General features: G+C 69.0%; 15 protein-coding genes. 8 read left to right on the top strand and 7 right to left on the bottom strand.

What is annotated here, in order from left to right; genetic code table 11:
• Positions 1–160: 160 nt before the first annotated feature.
• Complete coding sequence (locus tag FEK34_RS06490) at positions 161–1,768, top strand: AMP-binding protein (protein ID WP_138446895.1); 1,608 nt, start codon at positions 161–163, stop codon at positions 1,766–1,768.
• A gap of 19 nt (positions 1,769–1,787) precedes the next feature.
• Here FEK34_RS06490 and idi read toward each other — a convergent pair whose 3' ends face one another.
• The gene (gene idi / locus FEK34_RS06495; protein ID WP_249358815.1) at positions 1,788–2,342 is read right to left on the bottom strand and encodes an isopentenyl-diphosphate Delta-isomerase; all 555 of its coding nucleotides are present in this window, start codon (positions 2,340–2,342) and stop codon (positions 1,788–1,790) included.
• A 163-nt stretch (positions 2,343–2,505) separates the two neighbouring features.
• Here idi and FEK34_RS06500 point away from each other — a divergent pair, with 163 nt between their 5' ends.
• On the top strand, positions 2,506–5,451 hold the full coding sequence (locus tag FEK34_RS06500; protein ID WP_138446896.1) for an acyl-CoA synthetase: 2,946 nt from the start codon (positions 2,506–2,508) through the stop codon (positions 5,449–5,451).
• A 39-nt stretch (positions 5,452–5,490) separates the two neighbouring features.
• On the opposite strand, the gene rffA is transcribed toward FEK34_RS06500, so the two are convergent.
• Complete coding sequence (gene rffA, locus FEK34_RS06505) at positions 5,491–6,630, bottom strand: dTDP-4-amino-4,6-dideoxygalactose transaminase (RefSeq protein ID WP_138446897.1); 1,140 nt, start codon at positions 6,628–6,630, stop codon at positions 5,491–5,493.
• Positions 6,627–7,625, bottom strand: coding sequence for a glycosyltransferase (locus FEK34_RS06510; RefSeq protein WP_138446989.1), 999 nt, complete (start codon positions 7,623–7,625; stop codon positions 6,627–6,629). The genes rffA and FEK34_RS06510 overlap by 4 nt, the downstream gene beginning before the upstream one ends.
• 255 nt (positions 7,626–7,880) lie before the next feature.
• Here FEK34_RS06510 and FEK34_RS06515 point away from each other — a divergent pair, with 255 nt between their 5' ends.
• The 3 genes from FEK34_RS06515 to FEK34_RS06525 are packed head-to-tail and all read left to right on the top strand — an operon-like array spanning position 7,881 to position 11,016.
• A complete protein-coding gene (locus tag FEK34_RS06515; protein WP_138446898.1) occupies positions 7,881–10,151 on the top strand; it encodes a YfhO family protein in 2,271 nt (756 codons plus the stop codon).
• Positions 10,148–10,777: a GtrA family protein gene (locus tag FEK34_RS06520; protein WP_249358816.1), complete on the top strand. Its 630-nt coding sequence runs from the start codon at positions 10,148–10,150 to the stop codon at positions 10,775–10,777. Before FEK34_RS06515 ends, FEK34_RS06520 begins: the two co-directional genes overlap by 4 nt.
• 5 nt (positions 10,778–10,782) lie before the next feature.
• Positions 10,783–11,016 carry a Trm112 family protein gene (locus FEK34_RS06525; protein ID WP_138446900.1) on the top strand — a complete coding sequence of 78 codons (234 nt, stop codon included), beginning with the start codon at positions 10,783–10,785 and terminating at the stop codon, positions 11,014–11,016.
• Here the strand turns inward: FEK34_RS06525 and FEK34_RS06530 are convergent.
• From FEK34_RS06530 to FEK34_RS06545, 4 genes are all read right to left on the bottom strand, one after another.
• Positions 10,998–11,666: a TetR family transcriptional regulator gene (locus FEK34_RS06530; RefSeq protein ID WP_138446901.1), complete on the bottom strand. Its 669-nt coding sequence runs from the start codon at positions 11,664–11,666 to the stop codon at positions 10,998–11,000. The genes FEK34_RS06525 and FEK34_RS06530 overlap by 19 nt on opposite strands.
• Positions 11,663–12,457, bottom strand: coding sequence for an ABC transporter permease (locus FEK34_RS06535; RefSeq protein WP_432760929.1), 795 nt, complete (start codon positions 12,455–12,457; stop codon positions 11,663–11,665). Before FEK34_RS06535 ends, FEK34_RS06530 begins: the two co-directional genes overlap by 4 nt.
• Entirely contained in the window at positions 12,454–13,185 is a 732-nt protein-coding gene (locus FEK34_RS06540) for an ABC transporter ATP-binding protein (protein ID WP_138446902.1), read from the bottom strand. The genes FEK34_RS06535 and FEK34_RS06540 overlap by 4 nt, the downstream gene beginning before the upstream one ends.
• Positions 13,186–13,277: 92 nt before the next feature.
• Positions 13,278–14,768: a multicopper oxidase family protein gene (locus FEK34_RS06545; protein WP_138446903.1), complete on the bottom strand. Its 1,491-nt coding sequence runs from the start codon at positions 14,766–14,768 to the stop codon at positions 13,278–13,280.
• 169 nt (positions 14,769–14,937) lie between these two features.
• On the opposite strand from FEK34_RS06545, the gene FEK34_RS06550 reads away from it, so the two are divergent.
• The 3 genes from FEK34_RS06550 to tyrS all read left to right on the top strand — a co-directional run bounded on the left by FEK34_RS06550 (position 14,938) and on the right by tyrS (position 17,723).
• Positions 14,938–15,558 carry a DNA-3-methyladenine glycosylase gene (locus tag FEK34_RS06550; protein ID WP_212748708.1) on the top strand — a complete coding sequence of 207 codons (621 nt, stop codon included), beginning with the start codon at positions 14,938–14,940 and terminating at the stop codon, positions 15,556–15,558.
• A 210-nt stretch (positions 15,559–15,768) separates the two neighbouring features.
• The gene (locus FEK34_RS06555) at positions 15,769–16,194 is read left to right on the top strand and encodes a DoxX family protein (RefSeq protein ID WP_138446904.1); all 426 of its coding nucleotides are present in this window, start codon (positions 15,769–15,771) and stop codon (positions 16,192–16,194) included.
• 236 nt (positions 16,195–16,430) lie between these two features.
• Positions 16,431–17,723 carry a tyrosine--tRNA ligase gene (gene tyrS / locus FEK34_RS06560; RefSeq protein WP_138446905.1) on the top strand — a complete coding sequence of 431 codons (1,293 nt, stop codon included), beginning with the start codon at positions 16,431–16,433 and terminating at the stop codon, positions 17,721–17,723.
• The last annotated feature ends 408 nt before the right edge of the window (positions 17,724–18,131 follow it).

Here is an 18,131-nt window from a genome sequence, read left to right on the forward strand (position 1 = left end):
TTCGAGCGATTGTCAATTGTCGCCGCACTCTGTCCTGCGATGTGCTGATGGGCGTACCCGAGGTCGTCTGCGCCGCGATCATCCGGGCCGGCTGTGGCCGCGCCCGGCGCCGGCGCCGTCGACCCGACCGGCGAGACGAGAGATCCATTCGATGACACGTATGACCAGCGCCGTTCGGGCCGCTGCGGTGGCCGGCCGCCAGGTGGCGGTGCTCCAGCGCGCCGGGATCATCGACCTGCGCCATCCGCTGCGGGTGGCGCGCACCGCCCGGACCGTGCGCGAACTCGGTCCGATAGCCGGAGGGGTGCGATCGGCGGCGAGGACGACGCCGGACCGGGTGGCCCTGGTGGATGCGGCCGGCTCGATCGGCTACCGCGAACTCGACCGGTGGACCGACGCGATCGCGACGCACTGGCGCGCCCACGGCCTCGGCGCCGACAGCGTGGTCGCCGCACTCGGTCGCGACGACCGCGACCTGGTCGCCACCATGATCGCCGTGGCCAAGATCGGTGCGCGCCTGGTTCTGATGAACACCGGGTTCAGCGGCACCCAGCTGGCCGATGTCGCGGCACGCGAAGCGGTCACCTGCATCGTCAGCTCCGGCGAGTTCGCCGATGTGGTGGCCGCGCTACCGGATTCGGTGAGCAGTCTCGACCTCCCCGCGCCGCCGGCCGCGAGCGCGGCAGTGACCGCACCGCCCGTCCCGGCGCACCCGGGTGGGTTCGTCCTGCTCACCGGCGGCACCACCGGCACGCCGAAGGGTGCGCCGCGCACCGTCCAATCCCCGCTGGCCGCAGCGCAATTCCTGGACCGGGTGCCCTGGCGCCGGGGTTCGACGATGCTGTTGTGCGCGCCGCTGTTCCACGGCACCGCGCTCTCGCAGTTCATCCTCGCCCTCAATCTCGGCTGCACGGTCGTGCTGCACGGCCGGTTCGACGCCCGGCGCGCGGTGGCGCAGATCGAACGGCACCGCTGCGACGGCGTGGTTCTCGTGCCGACGATGTTGCGGCGGATTCTCGACCTCGGCGCGGGCGAACTCGCGACGTTCGACACGAGCGCGCTGCGCGTCATCTTCACCGCCGGTGCCGCGCTGGCGCCCTCGCTCGGCAACCGGGCCATCGAGGTCTTCGGGCCGGTGATCTACAACTTCTACGGGTGCACCGAGACCGGCACCGCGACCATCGCCACGCCCGAGGATTGGATCGCCGCACCCGGCACCGTCGGCAAACCGCCGGTCGGCATCGGGGTGGCGCTGTACGGCGAGGACGGAACCCGCCTCGACCGGCCGGGGCAGGTCGGCACGGTCTACGTCGGCAATACCATCGCCTTCGCCGGTTACTCCGGCGGCGGATCCAAGAAGACGATCGACGGGCTGATGAGCACCGGCGACCTCGGGCATTTCGACAGCGACGGCCGGCTGTTCATCGACGGCCGCGACGACGACATGATCGTCTCCGGCGGCGAGAACGTCTTCCCCGGCGAGATCGAAGACCTGCTGTACGCGCACCCGGCGATCGCGGAGGCGGCGGTGATCGGGGTCGAGGACGAGGAATTCGGTCAGCGCTTGGCGGCGTTCATCGTCCGGTCCGGCGAACTCGACGAGGCGGGCGTGCGCGCCTATGTGAAGTCGCGTTCCGCGCGATTCAAGGTGCCGCGCGATGTCGTCTTCGTCGACGAGATCCCGCGCACCACCACGGGTAAAACCGACCGGCGCGCGCTGGCCAGGATCGACCGCACGCAGCCGCCCGCACCCTCGGGCGCGCGATGACGCCCGGTCCGGTGACCCGTCAGCCCTGACCTGACCCGGTCGCGATCTCGAGGACCCCGCCGAGCCACGGGCTGTAGCTGTCCGGGTTCGCGGCGAGCGCGGTGCGGAGTTCGTCCGGGTCGACCCACGCGTAGTCGGCGACCTCGGCCGGATGCGGACGGGGCGTGCTGTCCAGGTAGCCGATCAGCACGTGATCCCATTCGTGCTCGACCCGCCCGGTAGCCGGGTCCTCGGCCTGATAGCGGAAAACGCCGGTCTCGCGGAGATCGGCGCGCACACCCATCTCCTCGACGAGCCGCACGCTCGCCGCTTCGGTGACCGAGCCACCCGGCGCGGGATGGCCGCAGCAGGTGTTGGACCAGCGGCCGGGGAACCGGGTCTTGATGTGGGCGCGCTGTTGCAGCAGCACCCGGCCGGACCGGTCGAACAGCAGGACCGAGAACGCGCGGTGCAGCATGCCCGGCGCCCGATGCGCCTGCGCCACCTGGCATGCGCCGACCGCGCGCCCGGCATCGTCGACCAGCTCGACGTCCATGGTCTCGCGGTCGATCCGCTGAGCGAGGGTTTCGGTCACCAAACCACCATATCTTCGGCATTTGCGCCGTCCTTGCCCGCGGCGGTCCATCATGGAACACGTCACAGCAGACACATGACCGAGGCTCGGTATGGGAAGCTCGTTCGAACACATCGGGGTGTGTGATGGGCGTCACGTTTCAGGGTAGGGCTGGGAGCGGATCGTGAAGTTGAGTGTGCAAGAGATGGCCGGATCGGTGCAGCGGTTGATGGCGACCGCGCAGAACGGTCTGGAGGTGATCCGTTTCGGCGGGCTGAGTCATGATGTGGAGTCCTCGCCGTTCGAGGTGGTCGAGCGACGCCGCATGTACCGGCTGCGCCATTACTTCCCCGACGACACCACGCCGGGACGTCCGGTGGCGGTGCTGGTGCCGCCGCTGATGGTCAATGCCGACATCTGGGATGTGAACGCCGAAGGCGGCGCCGTCGGCATCTTGCACAACGCCGGAATCGATTGCTGGGTGGTCGATTTCGGTTCGCCGGCGATCGAGGAGGGCGGCTGGGAGCGCGATCTCGCCGATCACGTCCTCGCCGTCGACAGCGCCATCGACACCGTCTGCGAGGCCACCGGATCCGGCGTGCATTTGATGGGGTACTCGCAGGGCGGCATGTTCGCCTATCAGACCACCGCCTTCCGCTACGGCAAGGGCGTGTCCAGCATCGTCACCTTCGGCAGCCCGGTCGACATCGTCGCCGGCATGCCGTTCGGGCTGCCCTACGGCCTGGCCTCCGATGTGGCCGATTTCCTGGCCGACCATGTGGTGACCCGGCTGCCGATCACCGATTCCATGGTGCGCATCGGCTTCCAGATGCTCGATCCGGTGAAGACGGCCAAATCCCGGATCGACTTCCTGCGCCAGCTGCACGACCGGGAGGCGCTGCTGCCCAAGGAGCGTCAGCGCCGGTTCCTCAACAGCGACGGCTGGGTGGGCTACGCGGGCCCGGCGGCGGCGGATCTGCTCAAACAGTTCGTCGCGCACAACCGGATGATGCTCGGCGGATTCGTCATCCGCGATCAGCCGATCTCCCTCGCGGAACTGAAATGCCCGATCCTGGCGTTCGTCGGCGAGGTCGACGATATCGGCCAGCCCGCCGCCGTGCGCGGCATCGTCCGGGCCGCACCGAACGCCGAGGTGTACGAGGCGACGCTGCTGGCCGGGCATTTCGGTCTGGTCGCGGGCAGCGTCGCCACCAACCACACCTGGCCGATGGTGCGGGACTGGATCGGCTGGGTGGAGGGCAGCTCCGCGCTGCCCGAACAGATCCACCGGATGTCGGAGCACGTGGACAGCAAACGTCCACGCACCGCCGCCACCCGCGTCGTGCACACCGCGGCCGCGCTGGCCGAGGCCGGGACCGGCATGGGCCGCGCGCTCGAAGAGATCGCGGGCAACACGATGCGCGGATCGCTGGAGCTGGCGGGCGAAGCCGCGCGCGCCCTGCCCCGGCTGACGCGCCTCGGCATGATCCAGCCGCACACCCGCATCTCGCTCGGCAAGCTCATGGCCGAACAGTCCAAGCGGGCGCCGCTGCGCGAATGCTTCCTGTTCGACGACCGGGTGCACACCAACGCCGCCGTCGACGTCCGCATCGACAATGTGGTGCGCGGCCTGATCTCGGTCGGCATCCGGCCCGCCACCCGCGTCGGCGTCGTGATGGAGACCCGCCCCAGCGCGCTGGTCGCCGTGGCCGCGCTGTCGCGGCTGGGTGCCGTCGCGGTGCTGCTGGCCCCGGGCAGCGAACTGCGCGGCGCGCTCGAGCAGACCGGCACCAAGATCCTCATCTCCGATCCGGAGAACCTGCGCCACGCCGCCGCGACCGGGCATCGGGTGCTGGTGCTCGGCGGCGGCGACGCCCGCGGGCTCGATATCCCGCTCGGCGATGACGTCATCGACCTCGAGCAGGTCGACCCGGCGAAGGTGCGGATGCCCGCCTGGTACCGCCCGAACCCCGGGCTGGCACGGGAACTGGCGTTCGTGCTGGTCACCGGCACGGGCGACCGGCTCGACATCAAATACATCACCAATCACCGGTGGGCGCTGTCGGCGTTCGGCACCGCGTCGGCGGCCGACCTCGACCGCCGCGACACCGTCTACTGCCTGGCGCCGCTGCATCATTCGTCGGGACTGCTGGTCAGCCTGGGCGGGGCGATCGCGGGCGGCAGCCGGATCGCGCTGGCGCGCTCGCTGGATCCGGCCCGCTTCGCCGAGGAGGTGCACCGCTACGGCGTCACCGTGGTCACCTACACCTGGACGATGCTGCGCGACATCCTCGACGCGCAGGTCTTCCCGGCCGGCCATCAGCATCCGATCCGGTTGTTCATCGGCTCCGGTATGCCCGCCGGCCTGTGGCGGCGCACCACCGAACAGTTCGCGCCCGCCCGGGTGCTCGAGTTCTACGCCTCCATCGAAGGCGATGTAGTGCTGGCGCATGTGTCGGGCAGCAAGCCCGGCTGCAAGGGCAGGCCGGTGCCCGGTACCGCGCGCGTGGAACTGGTGGCCTACGACCCGGTGACCGAGCAGATCGAGGTCGACGAATCCGGTTTCGCCCGGCGCTGCGCCGACAACGAGGTGGGGCTGCTCATCGGGTCCGCCTCCGAGGGCGTCGACCTCTCGCGCGGCGGTCTGCGCGGTGTGTTCACCGCCGGTGATTCGTGGATGCCGACCGAGAATCTGTTCCGCCGCGACTCCGACGGCGACTACTGGCTGGTCGACCGCACCGACACCGTCATGCTGACTCCGCGCGGGCCGGTGTTCACCCAGCCGATTGTCGACGTGCTCAACGACATCACCGCCGTCGATATGGAGGTCGCCTACGGGCTGCCAGTGGGGGATCGCACCCTCGCGGTCGCCGCGGTCAGTGTGCGTGGGGGTTTCCGGTTGGAGCCCAAGGACGTCACCGAGGCGTTGCAGGCGCTGGATTACCGGCAGCGACCCGACCTGGTGTACGTGGTGGACGAGATTCCGCGCAGCTCCTCCTACCGGCCGTCCACCCGTGCGGTGCAGGCGGCGGGGCGACCGCAGCCGGGGCCGGGCACCTGGTGGTACAACCGCGAGACCGAGTCCTACGATGTGCTGACCGACGCCGCGGCACGCGAACTACTCGGCTGAGCCGGGGCTGCCCGGGGTTGCTTCGCCCGGCCCCGGGCCTCAGACCGTGAAGGCTCGCACCGCGTCGACCACCCGCTCGATCTGAGCCGTCTCGAGCATCGGCCACAGCGGCAACCGGACGATGGTGGCGGAGAATTCGGCGCTGCGGGTGCACGGCACCGGCGTGCGGCCGTACTTCAACCCGGCGGGGCTGGAATCCAGCGGCACATAGTGGAACGGTGCGACGATGCCGCGCTCGGCCAGGTGACCGATCATGGCGTCGCGCGCGTCTTCGGTGGGTAACCGCAGGTAGAACAGGTGCGCGGTGTGCTCGCGATCGCCGGGCACCCGCATCACCCGGACGTCGTTGCGGCGCGCCCAGTCCGGCAGCGCCGCCGCGTAGGCATTCCACACGCGGTGCCTGCCGGCCTGGATGCGGTCGAACTCGGCCAGCTGCGCGTCCAGCACGGCGGCATTGAGTTCGCTGGGCAGATAACTGGATCCGATGTCCTGCCAGGAGTATTTGTCCACCTGCCCGCGCAGGAACCGGGCCCGGTCGGTGCCCTTCTCGCGGATGATCTCCGCGCGGCCCATCAGGATCTCATCCGAGAGCAGCAGCGCCCCGCCTTCGCCGCAGTGCACGTTCTTGGTGTCGTGGAAGCTCTGCGTGCCGAGGGTGCCGATGGTGCCGAGCGCGCGACCACGCCAGGTCCCGCCGAGACCGTGCGCGTTGTCTTCGATGATTTCCAGTCCGTGCTCGGCGGCGATCTCGAGCAGCGGCCCCATCTCCGCGGCGACCCCGCCGTAATGCATCACCAGCACCGCCTTGGTGCGGGCGGTGACGGCGTCGGCGACCGCGGCCGGGTCGATATTGCCGGTCTCGGGGTCGATATCGACGAACACGCAGGTCGCCCCGCGCAGGGCAATGGAGGTCGCGGCGGAGGTGAAGGCGAAGCTGGGGACGATCACCTCGTCGTCGGGGCCCAGTTCCAGCAGCAGCGCGCCCAATTCGAGGGCGTGCGTGCAGGAGGTGGTCAGCAGTGCGTGCGGGCTGCCGGTGATGGCTTTGATCTTGGCGGTCGCGGCCTTGGTGAACCGGCCGTCGCCGTGGCTGTGGTCGGAGTCCAGCACGGCGCGCACGTTTTCCAGTTCGACGGCCGCACGGTAGGGCCTGCTGAAGATGATGCGGTCGGCGTTCACGATGCGGCCCCCTCGCCGACCTCGGCGGTGACCTTCTCGCGGCGCGGCGGCGGCGAGGCGACGGTCAGATACAGCGGTTTGCCCACCAGGATATGCAGTGCCACACCGAGATATTCGGCGATCAAACCGAGCGAGAACAGCACCGCACCCGAGCACAACAGCAGCACGACAATGATCGAGGCCCAGCCCTCCGGATCATTGTTGTCGCTGGTCAAAGCCGTGTAGATGATGACGGCCGCGAGGATTCCGCCGGCCAGCGCGAGCGTGATGCCGAGCAGGCTGACCAACCGCAGCCCGCGGGTGCCGGTGCACAGCACCATCTTCCAGAACAGCGAGAACAGCCGCCGGTAGTTGTAACCGGATTCCTCGCGGCCCTCCGCGCGCAACGTCACCGGGACCGTCACCGTGGTGCCGACCACCCAGGTCAGCGCCACGTCGAGGTAGACGCCGTTGGCGGCGACGTCGGCGAGCTGCCTGCCGATATCGCCGCGGATCAGCCGGAAGCTTTCGAACCGGGTGGAATCGGGGAAGGCGAACACCGTCGCCAGCACGATCTTCGCGCCACGCGAGGTGAGGTTGCGCAGGAAGCCGTGCGGGCGGGTGTTGGTGGGTTTGGAATAGACGAGATCGGCGCGCCCGGCCATGGCGGCATCGAGAAACGCCGCGATGCAGGCCGGATCATGCTGGCCGTCCTCGTCCATGGTGACGATCCATTCGCCACGCGCGGCCGACATTCCGGCGATGGTGGCCGCGTCCTGACCGAAGTTGCGGCTCAGCCACACCACCCGCACCCGCGGGTAGTCGCGGCGCAGCTGTTCGAGGACGACGTCGGAGCGGTCGGGGCCGTGGTCGTGCACCAGCACGATGTCGTCGACGACGAAGCTGATGCCCTCCGGGGTGAGCGTCGGCCGCGACAGCAGATCGAGTTCGCGCACCAGCGCGGCGATCGTGTGCTCGCCCCGGTACACCGGCACCACCACCGACACCGAACGCACGGCGGCGCGGCCATTGGCCGAATCCGACTCCAGGGCCGGCACGGCGGTATCAGGACCTGACGCCGGCGGCTGCGAAGGAACCGGCTGGGAAGGAATCGGCATTGGCGAGATCGACTTTCGATGACGGTGCACGTGCCGGTACTCGTCACGGATGGGTGAGCCCGAGCCGCCGTGAACAATAACACGGGGTCGGGGCCGCGCCGCCGACCCGATTCGCCGGTGCGTCATCGGATTCGCGACCGGCCGAGGCCGGGCATGTATGGTCTGGAACTCGTGGTGGAAAGTCGAGCCGGTACCCGGTCGGACGTGTTCAGGTGGGGCATCATCACCGCGGCCGGCGTGGTCGTGGCCTATCTCGCGGTGCTCGCCGCCAACGCCAGGCATTTCTACACCGACGACACCGAATCCCAGTACGCCCCGCTGTGGGTGATGACCGGCCGCTACCTGCGCGAAGGCCGTTTCCCGGCGATGGTGCCCGAACACTGGCTGGCCGGTAACTACACCATCGAGGAAGCGGGGCTGCTCAATCCGCCGCAGCTGCTGATCGATCTGATCGCGCCCTCGGTGCCCGATATCGGGCTGTACGCCACCATAGTCAAGCTGATCTTCGCGGTGATCCTCGGACTCGGCGTCTACCGCGTCGCCCTGGTCTACGGCGCCGGGCCCGCCTGGGCCGCGGTGGCGGGCGTGTCGTTCCCGTTCACCGGATTCCTGCTGTTCTTCGACGCGGCCAGCTGGATGACCGCGTTCACCGGGACGGCCTGGTTGGTGCACGCCTGGGCGTCGGGGGTGCGGTACGCGCGCGGTCGCAGCGGCCCGATCCCGGTATTCGTATTCCTGTACCTGGCGATTTCGGTGCAGTACATCTTCCCCGCGGTCGAGGCGGGCGTGATGATCGCCGCGGTGATCATCGGCGAGGTGATCTATCAGCGGCGCTGGGCGCCGTCGCTGCGGCTCGCGCTGGTCGCGGGCAGTGCGGCGCTGGCCGGGCTGGCGACATATCTGCCCAGCCTGCTGACCGCCGACGTCACCTGGCGTGGCGCCGACGAGATCAAGAACGACCCCTTCCTCACGGTGCCGTGGTCGGAATCGCTGAACGCCAGCCTGCCCAGCACCCTGCCCGCGTTCACCTCGTGGTGGGGTTTCGTGCAACCGCTGCCGATGGTCTACATCGCCTGGTTCCTGATTCCGGCGCTGGCGTTCATCGACTGGCGTCGCGCGGCCGGTGCGGCCAGGGAACTGAGCGCCCTCGGCATGTTCACCGTCGCCGCGCTGCTGTGGACCGCGGGCCCGGGCACGATGGGACCGTTGCGCTGGCCGGCGCGGGTGCTGCCGATGGTGGCGCTCGGCTTGCTGCTGCTGGTGTGCGTGCTGCTGGGCCGATACGGCACCACCGCCGGATGGCGTCGGCGCGGTATCGGCGCCGGGCTGCTGATCGGGGTGCTGCTGCTGCGTTCGCTGGCGGCGGCGCCGTCGGAAGCGGTCTGGCATATCGTCTCCGCGCTCGGGATCGCCGCCCTCGGTACCGCCGTGGTGTGGCTGGGCCGCACCCGCGGCACCGCCCTGGCCTGCGCGCTCAGCATCGTCGCGGTCGCGCCCATCGCCTATCTCCAGGTGCGGGCCGCCCAGCCCACCCCGATGAGCTGGAACCTGCCCGCCGACCGCGACGAGGCGAAAGCCGCCTTCCCCGATTTCGGCGGCACCACCCTGCAACTGGGCGAACGCGGCCTGATCCAGCCCGGCCAGAACACCCTCGACGGCGCCTACGGTTCGCTGGTCTTCGGCAATTACGCCAAGGACCTGGAACTGACCTACGTCGGCGGCTACACCCCGAACGGGCACTTCTACTTCGGTGAACTGCTGTGCATGCGCTGGGACACCAGCGTCTGCCCGGACGCCTACCGCCGCGCCTTCGCCACCGAACCGGACACCGGGCGCACCATCGTCGACCTGATGAAGATCGACCGGGTCGTGTTACAGCGTGCCCTGTTCCCGGACGCGCGCTCGCAGCCCGCGCCCACCGGCTGGAAGTGGGTCGACTATCCCGGCCACGAGGACTACATCTGGGTGCTCGAACGCGAGAACGGGCCCGTGTCCACCGGGAACGGCCGCATCGCCCACACCGATGGTGTCACCGCCACATCGCTCGGCGAAACGGATCTGACCAGCCGGGTTCGGGTCGACTCGGCCGAGGGCGGCAAGGTCGTGTTCGCCCGCCTCGGCTGGCCCGGCTACCGCGCGAGCATCGACGGCCGCGACGTGCCGATCAGCGTCGTCGCGAAAACCTTCGTCGCGGTGCAGATCCCGCCGGGCACCCAGGGCGCGGAACTGGTGCTGAGCTGGCGTCCGCCGGGCTGGAAGATCGGCGGCGCGGCCATCGTGGCCGGGCTGCTCGGGCTCGCGGTGATGGAATGGGCGTACCTGCGTTCTCGTCGTCGGGATACCGGCGAACCGGCCGCGGACACGTCGGCGGAATCGGATGCGCCCGAACCCGAGCGACCCGATCTGGTGGAAGCCCGCCCGTGAGTGGCACCGGCCGTCCGGAGCCGAGCCCGCCGAGCATCGTCGATCTCGGCGCGGATGAGGATGTCGCGCGCGTGTCGGCCCCGGTGACCGAGTCCGGGGCCGACTCCGCCCTGGCTTCCGATGCCGAGTCGCACGCATTCGAGCTGTCCACGCCACCCGGCGCGAAGCATGCGTCTCAGGCGCCCGACCTCGACAGCGACTCCTCGGCAGCCGCCGACCCCGGCCCACTGCTGCGCCTGGTCCGCCGCCAGGAACTGGCCTTCGCCATCGTCGGCGGGTTCAACACCGTCCTCGGCATCGTGCTCACGGTGGCGTGGCTAGCGATTCTCGGCGACGGTGTTCCGCCGTCGGTGGCCGTCGTCGCCGCCTACTGCGTGAGTGTCGTGGTCGCGTTCGTGCTGCACCGGACGCTGGTCTTCCGGGTGCGCGGGCAGCTGCTGCGCGATTTCCTCGCCTTCGTCGCGGTCAATTCCGGTGGGCTGGTGATGAACGTGGTGCTGCTGGAGCTGGCCGTGACGGTGCTCGGTTTCCCGGAGAAACCGGCCGCCGTGGTGGTGATGGGATTCGTTGCGGTGGTGAGCTTCTTCGGCCACCGACATATCTCGTTCCGGCGGCGGGTAGGTTAGCCCTCATGCCGGAGGAAACCACCGTCGACCCGACCCTGCTCAGCCTGCTCGCCTGCCCGCAGGACAAGGGCCCGCTGCATCTGGTGCGCACGGACGAGGGCGCGAGCGTGCTCTACAACCCGCGCCTGCGCCGCGCCTACCCGATCGACAACGGCATCCCGGTGCTGCTCATCGACGAAGCCCGCGACGTCGACGACGCCGAACACGAGCGTTTAAGCGCTCAGTTCTCCGAATCCTGAACCTCGCCCGCACCGAGATCGCCGGTGAGGTAGTGCTGCACCGTCGGCCCGATGAGCGCCACCACCTGCGGTAGCGGCAGCGACGCCATCGGTTCCAGCAGCGCGATCTTGCGCGCCACCAGCAGCCCGACCATCTGCGAGGCCGCCAGATTCACCCGCAGCGTGCCGTCGTCTTCGGCTGTCGCGATGCGTGAGCGGATCCGTTCGAGCACCACCTCGAGCAGGAAGGTCCGGGTCAGCGACGGGCCGGTGCCGCCGAGGAAGCTGCGCACCATCGCCACCACCCCCGCGCCGGCGGGGGAATCCCACACCGACACCACCGCCCGGACGATCGTCTCGCCCAGCTGATCCAGCGGCGCCGCATCGATCGCCCGCAGCGTGATCTCCGGATCGATCGGCATCTCCACGACCTTCGCGAACAGTTGCTGCTTGGTCCCGAAGTAGTGATGCACCAGCGCGGGATCCACGCCGGCGTCGGCCGCGATCGCCCGGATCGAGGTCTTGCCGAAGCCGGCGTCGGCGAACCGCGCCCGCGCCGCATCGAGGATCGCCTCCTTCGCTCCGGACTGCCCAGGTCGTCGCCCGGTCCGGCCGGCCCGCGTGTCCGGCGATGCGACGCTGTCGTCGGCCGCGGCCGCGGCGCCGCTCACGGGGTGCGCCGCCGCAACGTCGCGGCCCCGAGAACCAGCGCCACCACCGCGAAACCGGCCACCACGGCCAGATCCCGCCACATCGCCGCGGTCGGTTCGGCATGCACCGACACCTGCTGCAAGGCGTCGACGGCGTAACTCAACGGCATCACATTGCTGATCACCTCCAGCCACTCGGGCAGCTGGTTGCGCGGCACCAACAGCCCGCACAAAAAGATCTGCGGGGCCACGACCACCGGCATGAACTGCACCGCTTGGAATTCGGTGCGGGCGAACGCACTGGCCAGTAGCCCGAGCGCGACACCGAGCACCGCGTCCAGGACCGCGATCAGCACCACCCAGCCCGGACTCCCGGCCGCGTTGAGCCCGAGCAGCCCGAACGACACCAGGCACGCCGTCACCGCCTGCGCCGCGGCCGCCGAGGAGAACGCGGTGCCGTAGCCGGCGAGCAGGTCGAGTTTGGACAGCGGGGTGGTGAGCAGCCGCTCCAGCGTGCCCGAGGTGCGTTCGCGCTGCATGGCGATCGCGGTGATCAGGAACATCACGATGAACGGCAGGATGCCGAGCATGCTGATGCCGACGCGGTCGAACAGCGTCGTGGTCTGGTTCGGCGCCTTCGGTGTGTCTTCGTAGATGAAGTACAGCAACGTCATCAGCAGGGCTGGGACGACCAGAATCATCGCCACCGTGCGATGGTCGTTGCGCAGCTGGCGCAGGATGCGACTGGTGGTCGCCAGATACGGACGCAGCGTCATCCGGCGGGCGGGGACGCGGTCGACGACGGTGCTCATGCTGACTGTCCCATCGTGATGAGGCTCAGGAAGGCCTGTTCGAGGTTCTGTTCGCCGGTGCGGCGACGCAATTCGTCGGGGCTGAGCTGGGCGAGCACCTTGCCCTCGCGCATGAGCAGTAGCTGATCGCAATGGTCGGCCTCGTCCATGACATGGCTGGACACCAGCAGGGTTTTTCCGCCGGCGGCGAGTTCACGGAACTGCTTCCACAGATCGACCCGCAGCACCGGGTCCAGCCCGACGGTCGGTTCGTCGAGCACGAGCAGTTCCGGCCCGGCCACCAGCGCGCAGGCCAGCGAGGCCCGGGTGCGCTGCCCGCCGGACAATTCGTCGCCGCGCTGGTGCTGGTAGTCCAGCAGGCCCACCGCGCCGAGCGCTTCGTCGATATCGCCGCGTTCGGCGCCGTAGAGCGCGGCGAAATACGCAACGTTCTCGCGCACGCTGATGTCGGAGTAGATGCTGGGGGACTGGGTCACGTATCCGATGCGCCTGCGCAGCGCCGCCGATCCGGCAGGCAGCCCCAGCGCCGTGATCTCGCCGGCGGCGACGATCTGGGTGCCGACGATGCAGCGCATCAGCGTGGTCTTCCCGCATCCGGACGGCCCGAGCAGGCCGGTGATGGATCCGCGCGGGATGGTCAGTGACACCTCGTGCAGCACTTCGCGTCCGCCACGGCGAACGGTGAGACCGTCCACGTCGACGGCGGGCGATGACGGGGTCTGCGACATGGCCGCCTCAATTCATCGAGTGTTGAATTCACTGTGTGATGAATTCTGCGCCGTCGAGCCGCAGAGCGCAATCAGGAACCGGAAAACGCTGGTCAATGCCCGTGAACAGGCGGCTTCCCCGCGACACCGCCGGGTTCCACGACCACGAACTGGCCCATCATCCCGGTGTCCTCATGCCAGAGCAGATGGCAGTGATACATGTACGGCATATCCGGATCGGCGGGCCCGTCGAAGCGCAGGGCCAGCCGCACCGAACCACCCGGCGGCACGAACACCGTGTCCTTCGGCCCCGACAGATCCACCGGTGGCGGCGACCCGTCGCGCTCGAGCACGCGGAACTGCACATCGTGGACGTGGAAGTTGTGCGGCATCCCGTCGACATTGCGGACCGTCCAGATCTCGGTGCTGCCGCGCGTCACCGCGAAATCGACGCGGTCCATCGCCATCGCCTGCCCGTTGATCGAACCGGAACTCAGCTCGAACGCACGCTCGGTCGCGCCGGCGACATCGGCGTGCTCGTGCCGCACCAGGGCCGCCGGCAGCGGTGGCGACGGCCGCAACACGGCGGCAGGCCGGAACTCCATGAGGTCGAAGGTGTCGTCGCCGCCGCTGAAACGCTGGGTCCAGAAACCCAGCCCGGCATCGAGCGGGTAACTCCGCAAAACGGTCGGCGTGCCCGGCTGGAACCGGACGACGATCTCGGCCCGCTCACCCGGCGACAGCCGGATCCGGTTCAGTTCGGCCGGGCGTTCCAGCAGACCGCCGTCGGTGCCGATGAGCGCGAACGCGCGATCGTCGGAGAAACCGAAGGTGTAGGTGCGTGCGGTGGAGGCGTTGAGCAGGCGAAGTCGCACCAGCTCGTCGCCGACCATGCGGTACGGGGCGAGTGAGCCGTTGACCATGGTCTGATTCCCGAGAAACCCCACGTCACGGAACATGGCGTGGCTGCCGTCGAATTCGTCGCCGCGGAATTTCACGTCTTGGACGATGATCGGCAGATCGTCCACTCCATAGGTCCGTGGCAGCCTGGCGGCGTCGGCCGCCGGGTCGTCGAGGATGAACATCCCGGCCAGCCCACGCCGCACATGGGATTCCGTTTCGCCGTGCGGATGCGGGTGGTACCACAGGGTCGCCGCCGGCTGATCGATCGTCCACTGCGGCGTCCACTGCGGCGTCCACTCCGCGCCGGACGCGACCATCTGATGCGGTCCACCGTCCATCGCCGCAGGTAGATGCATGCCGTGCCAATGCACCGTCGACGCATCCGGCAGCGTATTGCGCACCCGGACGCGCACGGTCTCACCGCGCGCCGCCCGCAGCGTGGGGCCGAGATAGTCGCCGTTGAAACCCCAGGTTTCGGTGAAGCGCCCCGGCCGGAACTCCGTGCGACCGGCCTGCATCCGCAGGTCGAACACCCGGGTACCGTCGGCCTCGACCCGGGAATGCGCCAACGGCGGAACCGGCAACTCGTCGGTGAAGTCCACGCTGCCCACCGTCGAGACATCCGCCCGCTGATACACGAGCGTCACGCCGACGCCGATGGCGAGCGCCACCACCAACAACGCCGGAACGACGATGATCATCAGACGGCGAACTGCTCTCGACCTGCGAAACATATTCTGACGCTAGGTATTACCGGCGTCCCGGCACATCGGGGACCGCCCCTGACAACGGCCCTGGAACCACCCTGACACCACCCCGACACCGGGTGCCTGGATGATGCGACGGCACCCGGCTGGGAGAATCCGAGGGGTGAGTGCCGAGGAACTTGCCGTCGAACCGCTGGCGGCCGCGCGCCGGGTGCTCGGCGCGACGCTGTGGTCGGGTCCGGTGGGCGTGCGCATCGTCGAGGTCGAGGCCTACGGGGGAGACCCGGCGGGACCGTGGCACGATCCGGCGGCGCACTCCGGGCGCGGCCGCACCCCGCGCAATGCCGTCATGTTCGGCCCACCCGGCGTGCTGTATGTCTATCTCAGCTACGGGATGCACACCTGCGTCAATGTCACCAGCGGCCCCGACGGTGTGGCCAGCGCCGTGCTGATCCGCTCCGGTGAGGTCGTCGCAGGTGAGGACGTGGCCCGCGCCCGCCGCGCCGCTGCCCGCAACGGGCACGACCTGGCGCGCGGGCCAGGCAATCTCGGCAGCGCACTCGGAATCACCTTGGACGACTACGGGACTCGACTGTTCGACCCCGAGTCCCCGATCCGGCTCGAGCTCGGCCCGGTGCTGGATCCGTCCGCGATCGCCGTCGGCCCGCGGGTCGGCGTGAGTCTGGCCGCCGACCGTCCGTGGCGGTTGTGGTTGCCGGGTTCCGCTGCCGTCTCGGCGTATCGGCGCAGTCCGCGAGCTCCCCGCGTGGAGCGCAGCGCCTGACTGCGTTTCGTCGGCGCGAATGCTGCCACGGGGTTGCTTCCGGACAACCGGTCTTCACCTGAGCTTTTCGGCTCTCCGCGGCTTCTGCGCGTGACCGGTGCCGGTGGTCGCGGAAAAATTCTCGGCGGGTGCGATGAATTCCGCGCGAGGGGTCCGTCTCTTCTGGTGAACGCGCTACCAACCCGGCGCGCACGACCCGAAGGAATCGACATGACCGCCAACATCGCCGCCCCCGCCGTCTCCTACCGTCCCGGCACCGTCCGCAACCGCGTCCTGTGGACCTTGCAGATCGTTCTCGGCCTGTTCTTCATCATCGCCTCCGGCGGCCCGAAGCTCGTGATGCCGCAGTCGCTGGTGGACAACGCACCGGAGAACCTGACCATCCCGATCGGGCTGCTGATCTTCATCGGCGTGGTCGAGGTCGCCGGCGGTATCGGGCTGATGGTGCCGAAGCTGAGCGCACTGGCCGCCGCGGGCCTGAGCGTGCTGACCGTGCTGGCCGCCGCCACCCAGGCCTTCGTCGCCGACGCCCCCGAGATGTCGATCTTCCCGCTGGTGCTGGCCGCGATCTTCGCCTGGATCGCCTACGAGCGCCGCGCCACCATCGCCGACCTGCGCAACGCACTCTCGCGATGACCCGACCCTGAGCACGACCGGCGATCGGTAACCACCGATCGCCGTGTCGTGCTTTCCGCGATCGATCACGTGTCGGGTTGGCGGTGATCGGTCCGGCGGCCATCTGGTCGCGACGCTGCCGGCGTCGTACCAGGTGGCCGTCGCCGTCTTGGGCCGGAGCACCTGTGGCCGGTCGCGCGATTTGCGCCGGGACCTGCGCATCGGCACGGGACCGCCGTACGGAAAGATGAGACGGCGTGAGCGGCCACATCATCGACGAACTGACCTGGCGCGGCTTGATCGCGCAGTCCACCGACCTCGACGCCCTGCGCGCCGCGCTGGCCGAGGGCCCGCAGAGCCTCTACGCCGGGTTCGACCCCACCGCGGCCAGCCTGCACGCCGGTCACCTGGTGCCGCTGCTGGCATTGAAGCGATTCCAGCGCGCGGGTCATCGGCCGATCGTGCTGGCCGGCGGCGCCACCGGCCTCATCGGCGACCCACGCGACGTGGGCGAGCGCACCATGAACTCCGCCGACACCGTCGCCGAATGGGCCGGCCGCATCCGCTCCCAGCTCGAACGCTTCGTCGACATCGACGATTCGCCGACCGGCGCGATGATCGTCAACAACATGGACTGGACCGGGCAGCTGTCGGCGGTGAACTTCCTGCGCGATATCGGCAAGCACTTCTCGGTCAACGTCATGCTCGCCCGCGACACCGTCAAACGCCGGCTCGACGGCGAAGGCATCTCCTACACCGAGTTCAGCTACATGCTGTTGCAGGCCAACGACTACCTACAGCTGCGCCGCAACCACGGCTGCGTGCTCCAGGTCGGCGGCTCGGATCAGTGGGGCAACATCATCGCGGGCGTCGAGCTCAACCGCCGCGTCGACGGCGCCCACGTGCACGCGCTCACCGTCCCGCTGGTGACCTCGGCCGACGGCAAGAAGTTCGGCAAGTCCACCGGTGGCGGCAGCCTGTGGCTCGACCCGGAGATGACCAGCCCGTACGCCTGGTACCAGTACTTCGTGAACACCGCCGACGCCGACGTCGTCCGGTACCTGCGCTGGTTCACCTTCCTCGACCGCGAGGAACTGGCCGAACTCGAGCAGGCCACCGCCGAACGCCCGCACGCCAGGGAGGCTCAGCGCCGCCTGGCCGCGGAGATGACCGACCTGGTGCACGGCCCCGAGCACACCCGCTCGGTGCAGCTGGCCAGCCAGGCCCTGTTCGGCCGTGCCGATCTGCGGGAGCTCGACGAGCCGACCCTCGCCGCGGCACTGCGTGAGGCCGCCGTCGACGGCACCGTCGCCGAGATCGCCCCCGGCCAGCCGGACACCATCGTCGACCTGCTGGTGGCCTCCGGGCTGTGCGAGAGCCGCGGCGCGGCCCGTCGCGCGGTGAACGAGGGCGGTGCCTCGGTGAACAACGAGCGCATCACCGACATCGATTGGGTCCCAGGAACCGGCGACTACCTGCACGATCGGTGGCTGGTGCTGCGCCGCGGCAAGCGCAACTTCGCCGGCGTCCTGCGGGCCGGCGGAAATTGATCTTGGTGGCCTGAGTCACATCCGTGTGATTCAGGCCGCTTTCAAGGCCTTCCGCACGCCCCTGACCTGCATGAACATCCCTCTGACGTGGCGATTTGACGTGATGTTCTCCGCCGCGTAACTTATTCAACGTCAGAGCGACACGGACACCGACCCGGAGCCCCGAGGGCCTGGGAAACGAGGTAGGACGAGGAGCGCCTGACGAAGCAGGTCCAGACGGTGTTTGACTCCGAGTCATGGACTGGCTAAGATAGAAAAGTTGCCTCACAGAAGCCCCAGTTAGAACCTGGAGCGGAAGTGTGTGCGCCTGTTCTTTGAGAACTCAATAGTGTGTCGATGAATGTCAGTGCCAATATTGATTATTGGTTCCGGCCCCTCATACCCCCGTGTGTTGTGGGTCGGACATTG

It is taken from the genome of Nocardia cyriacigeorgica (genome assembly GCF_005863245.1).
GTDB lineage: Bacteria > Actinomycetota > Actinomycetes > Mycobacteriales > Mycobacteriaceae > Nocardia > Nocardia cyriacigeorgica_C.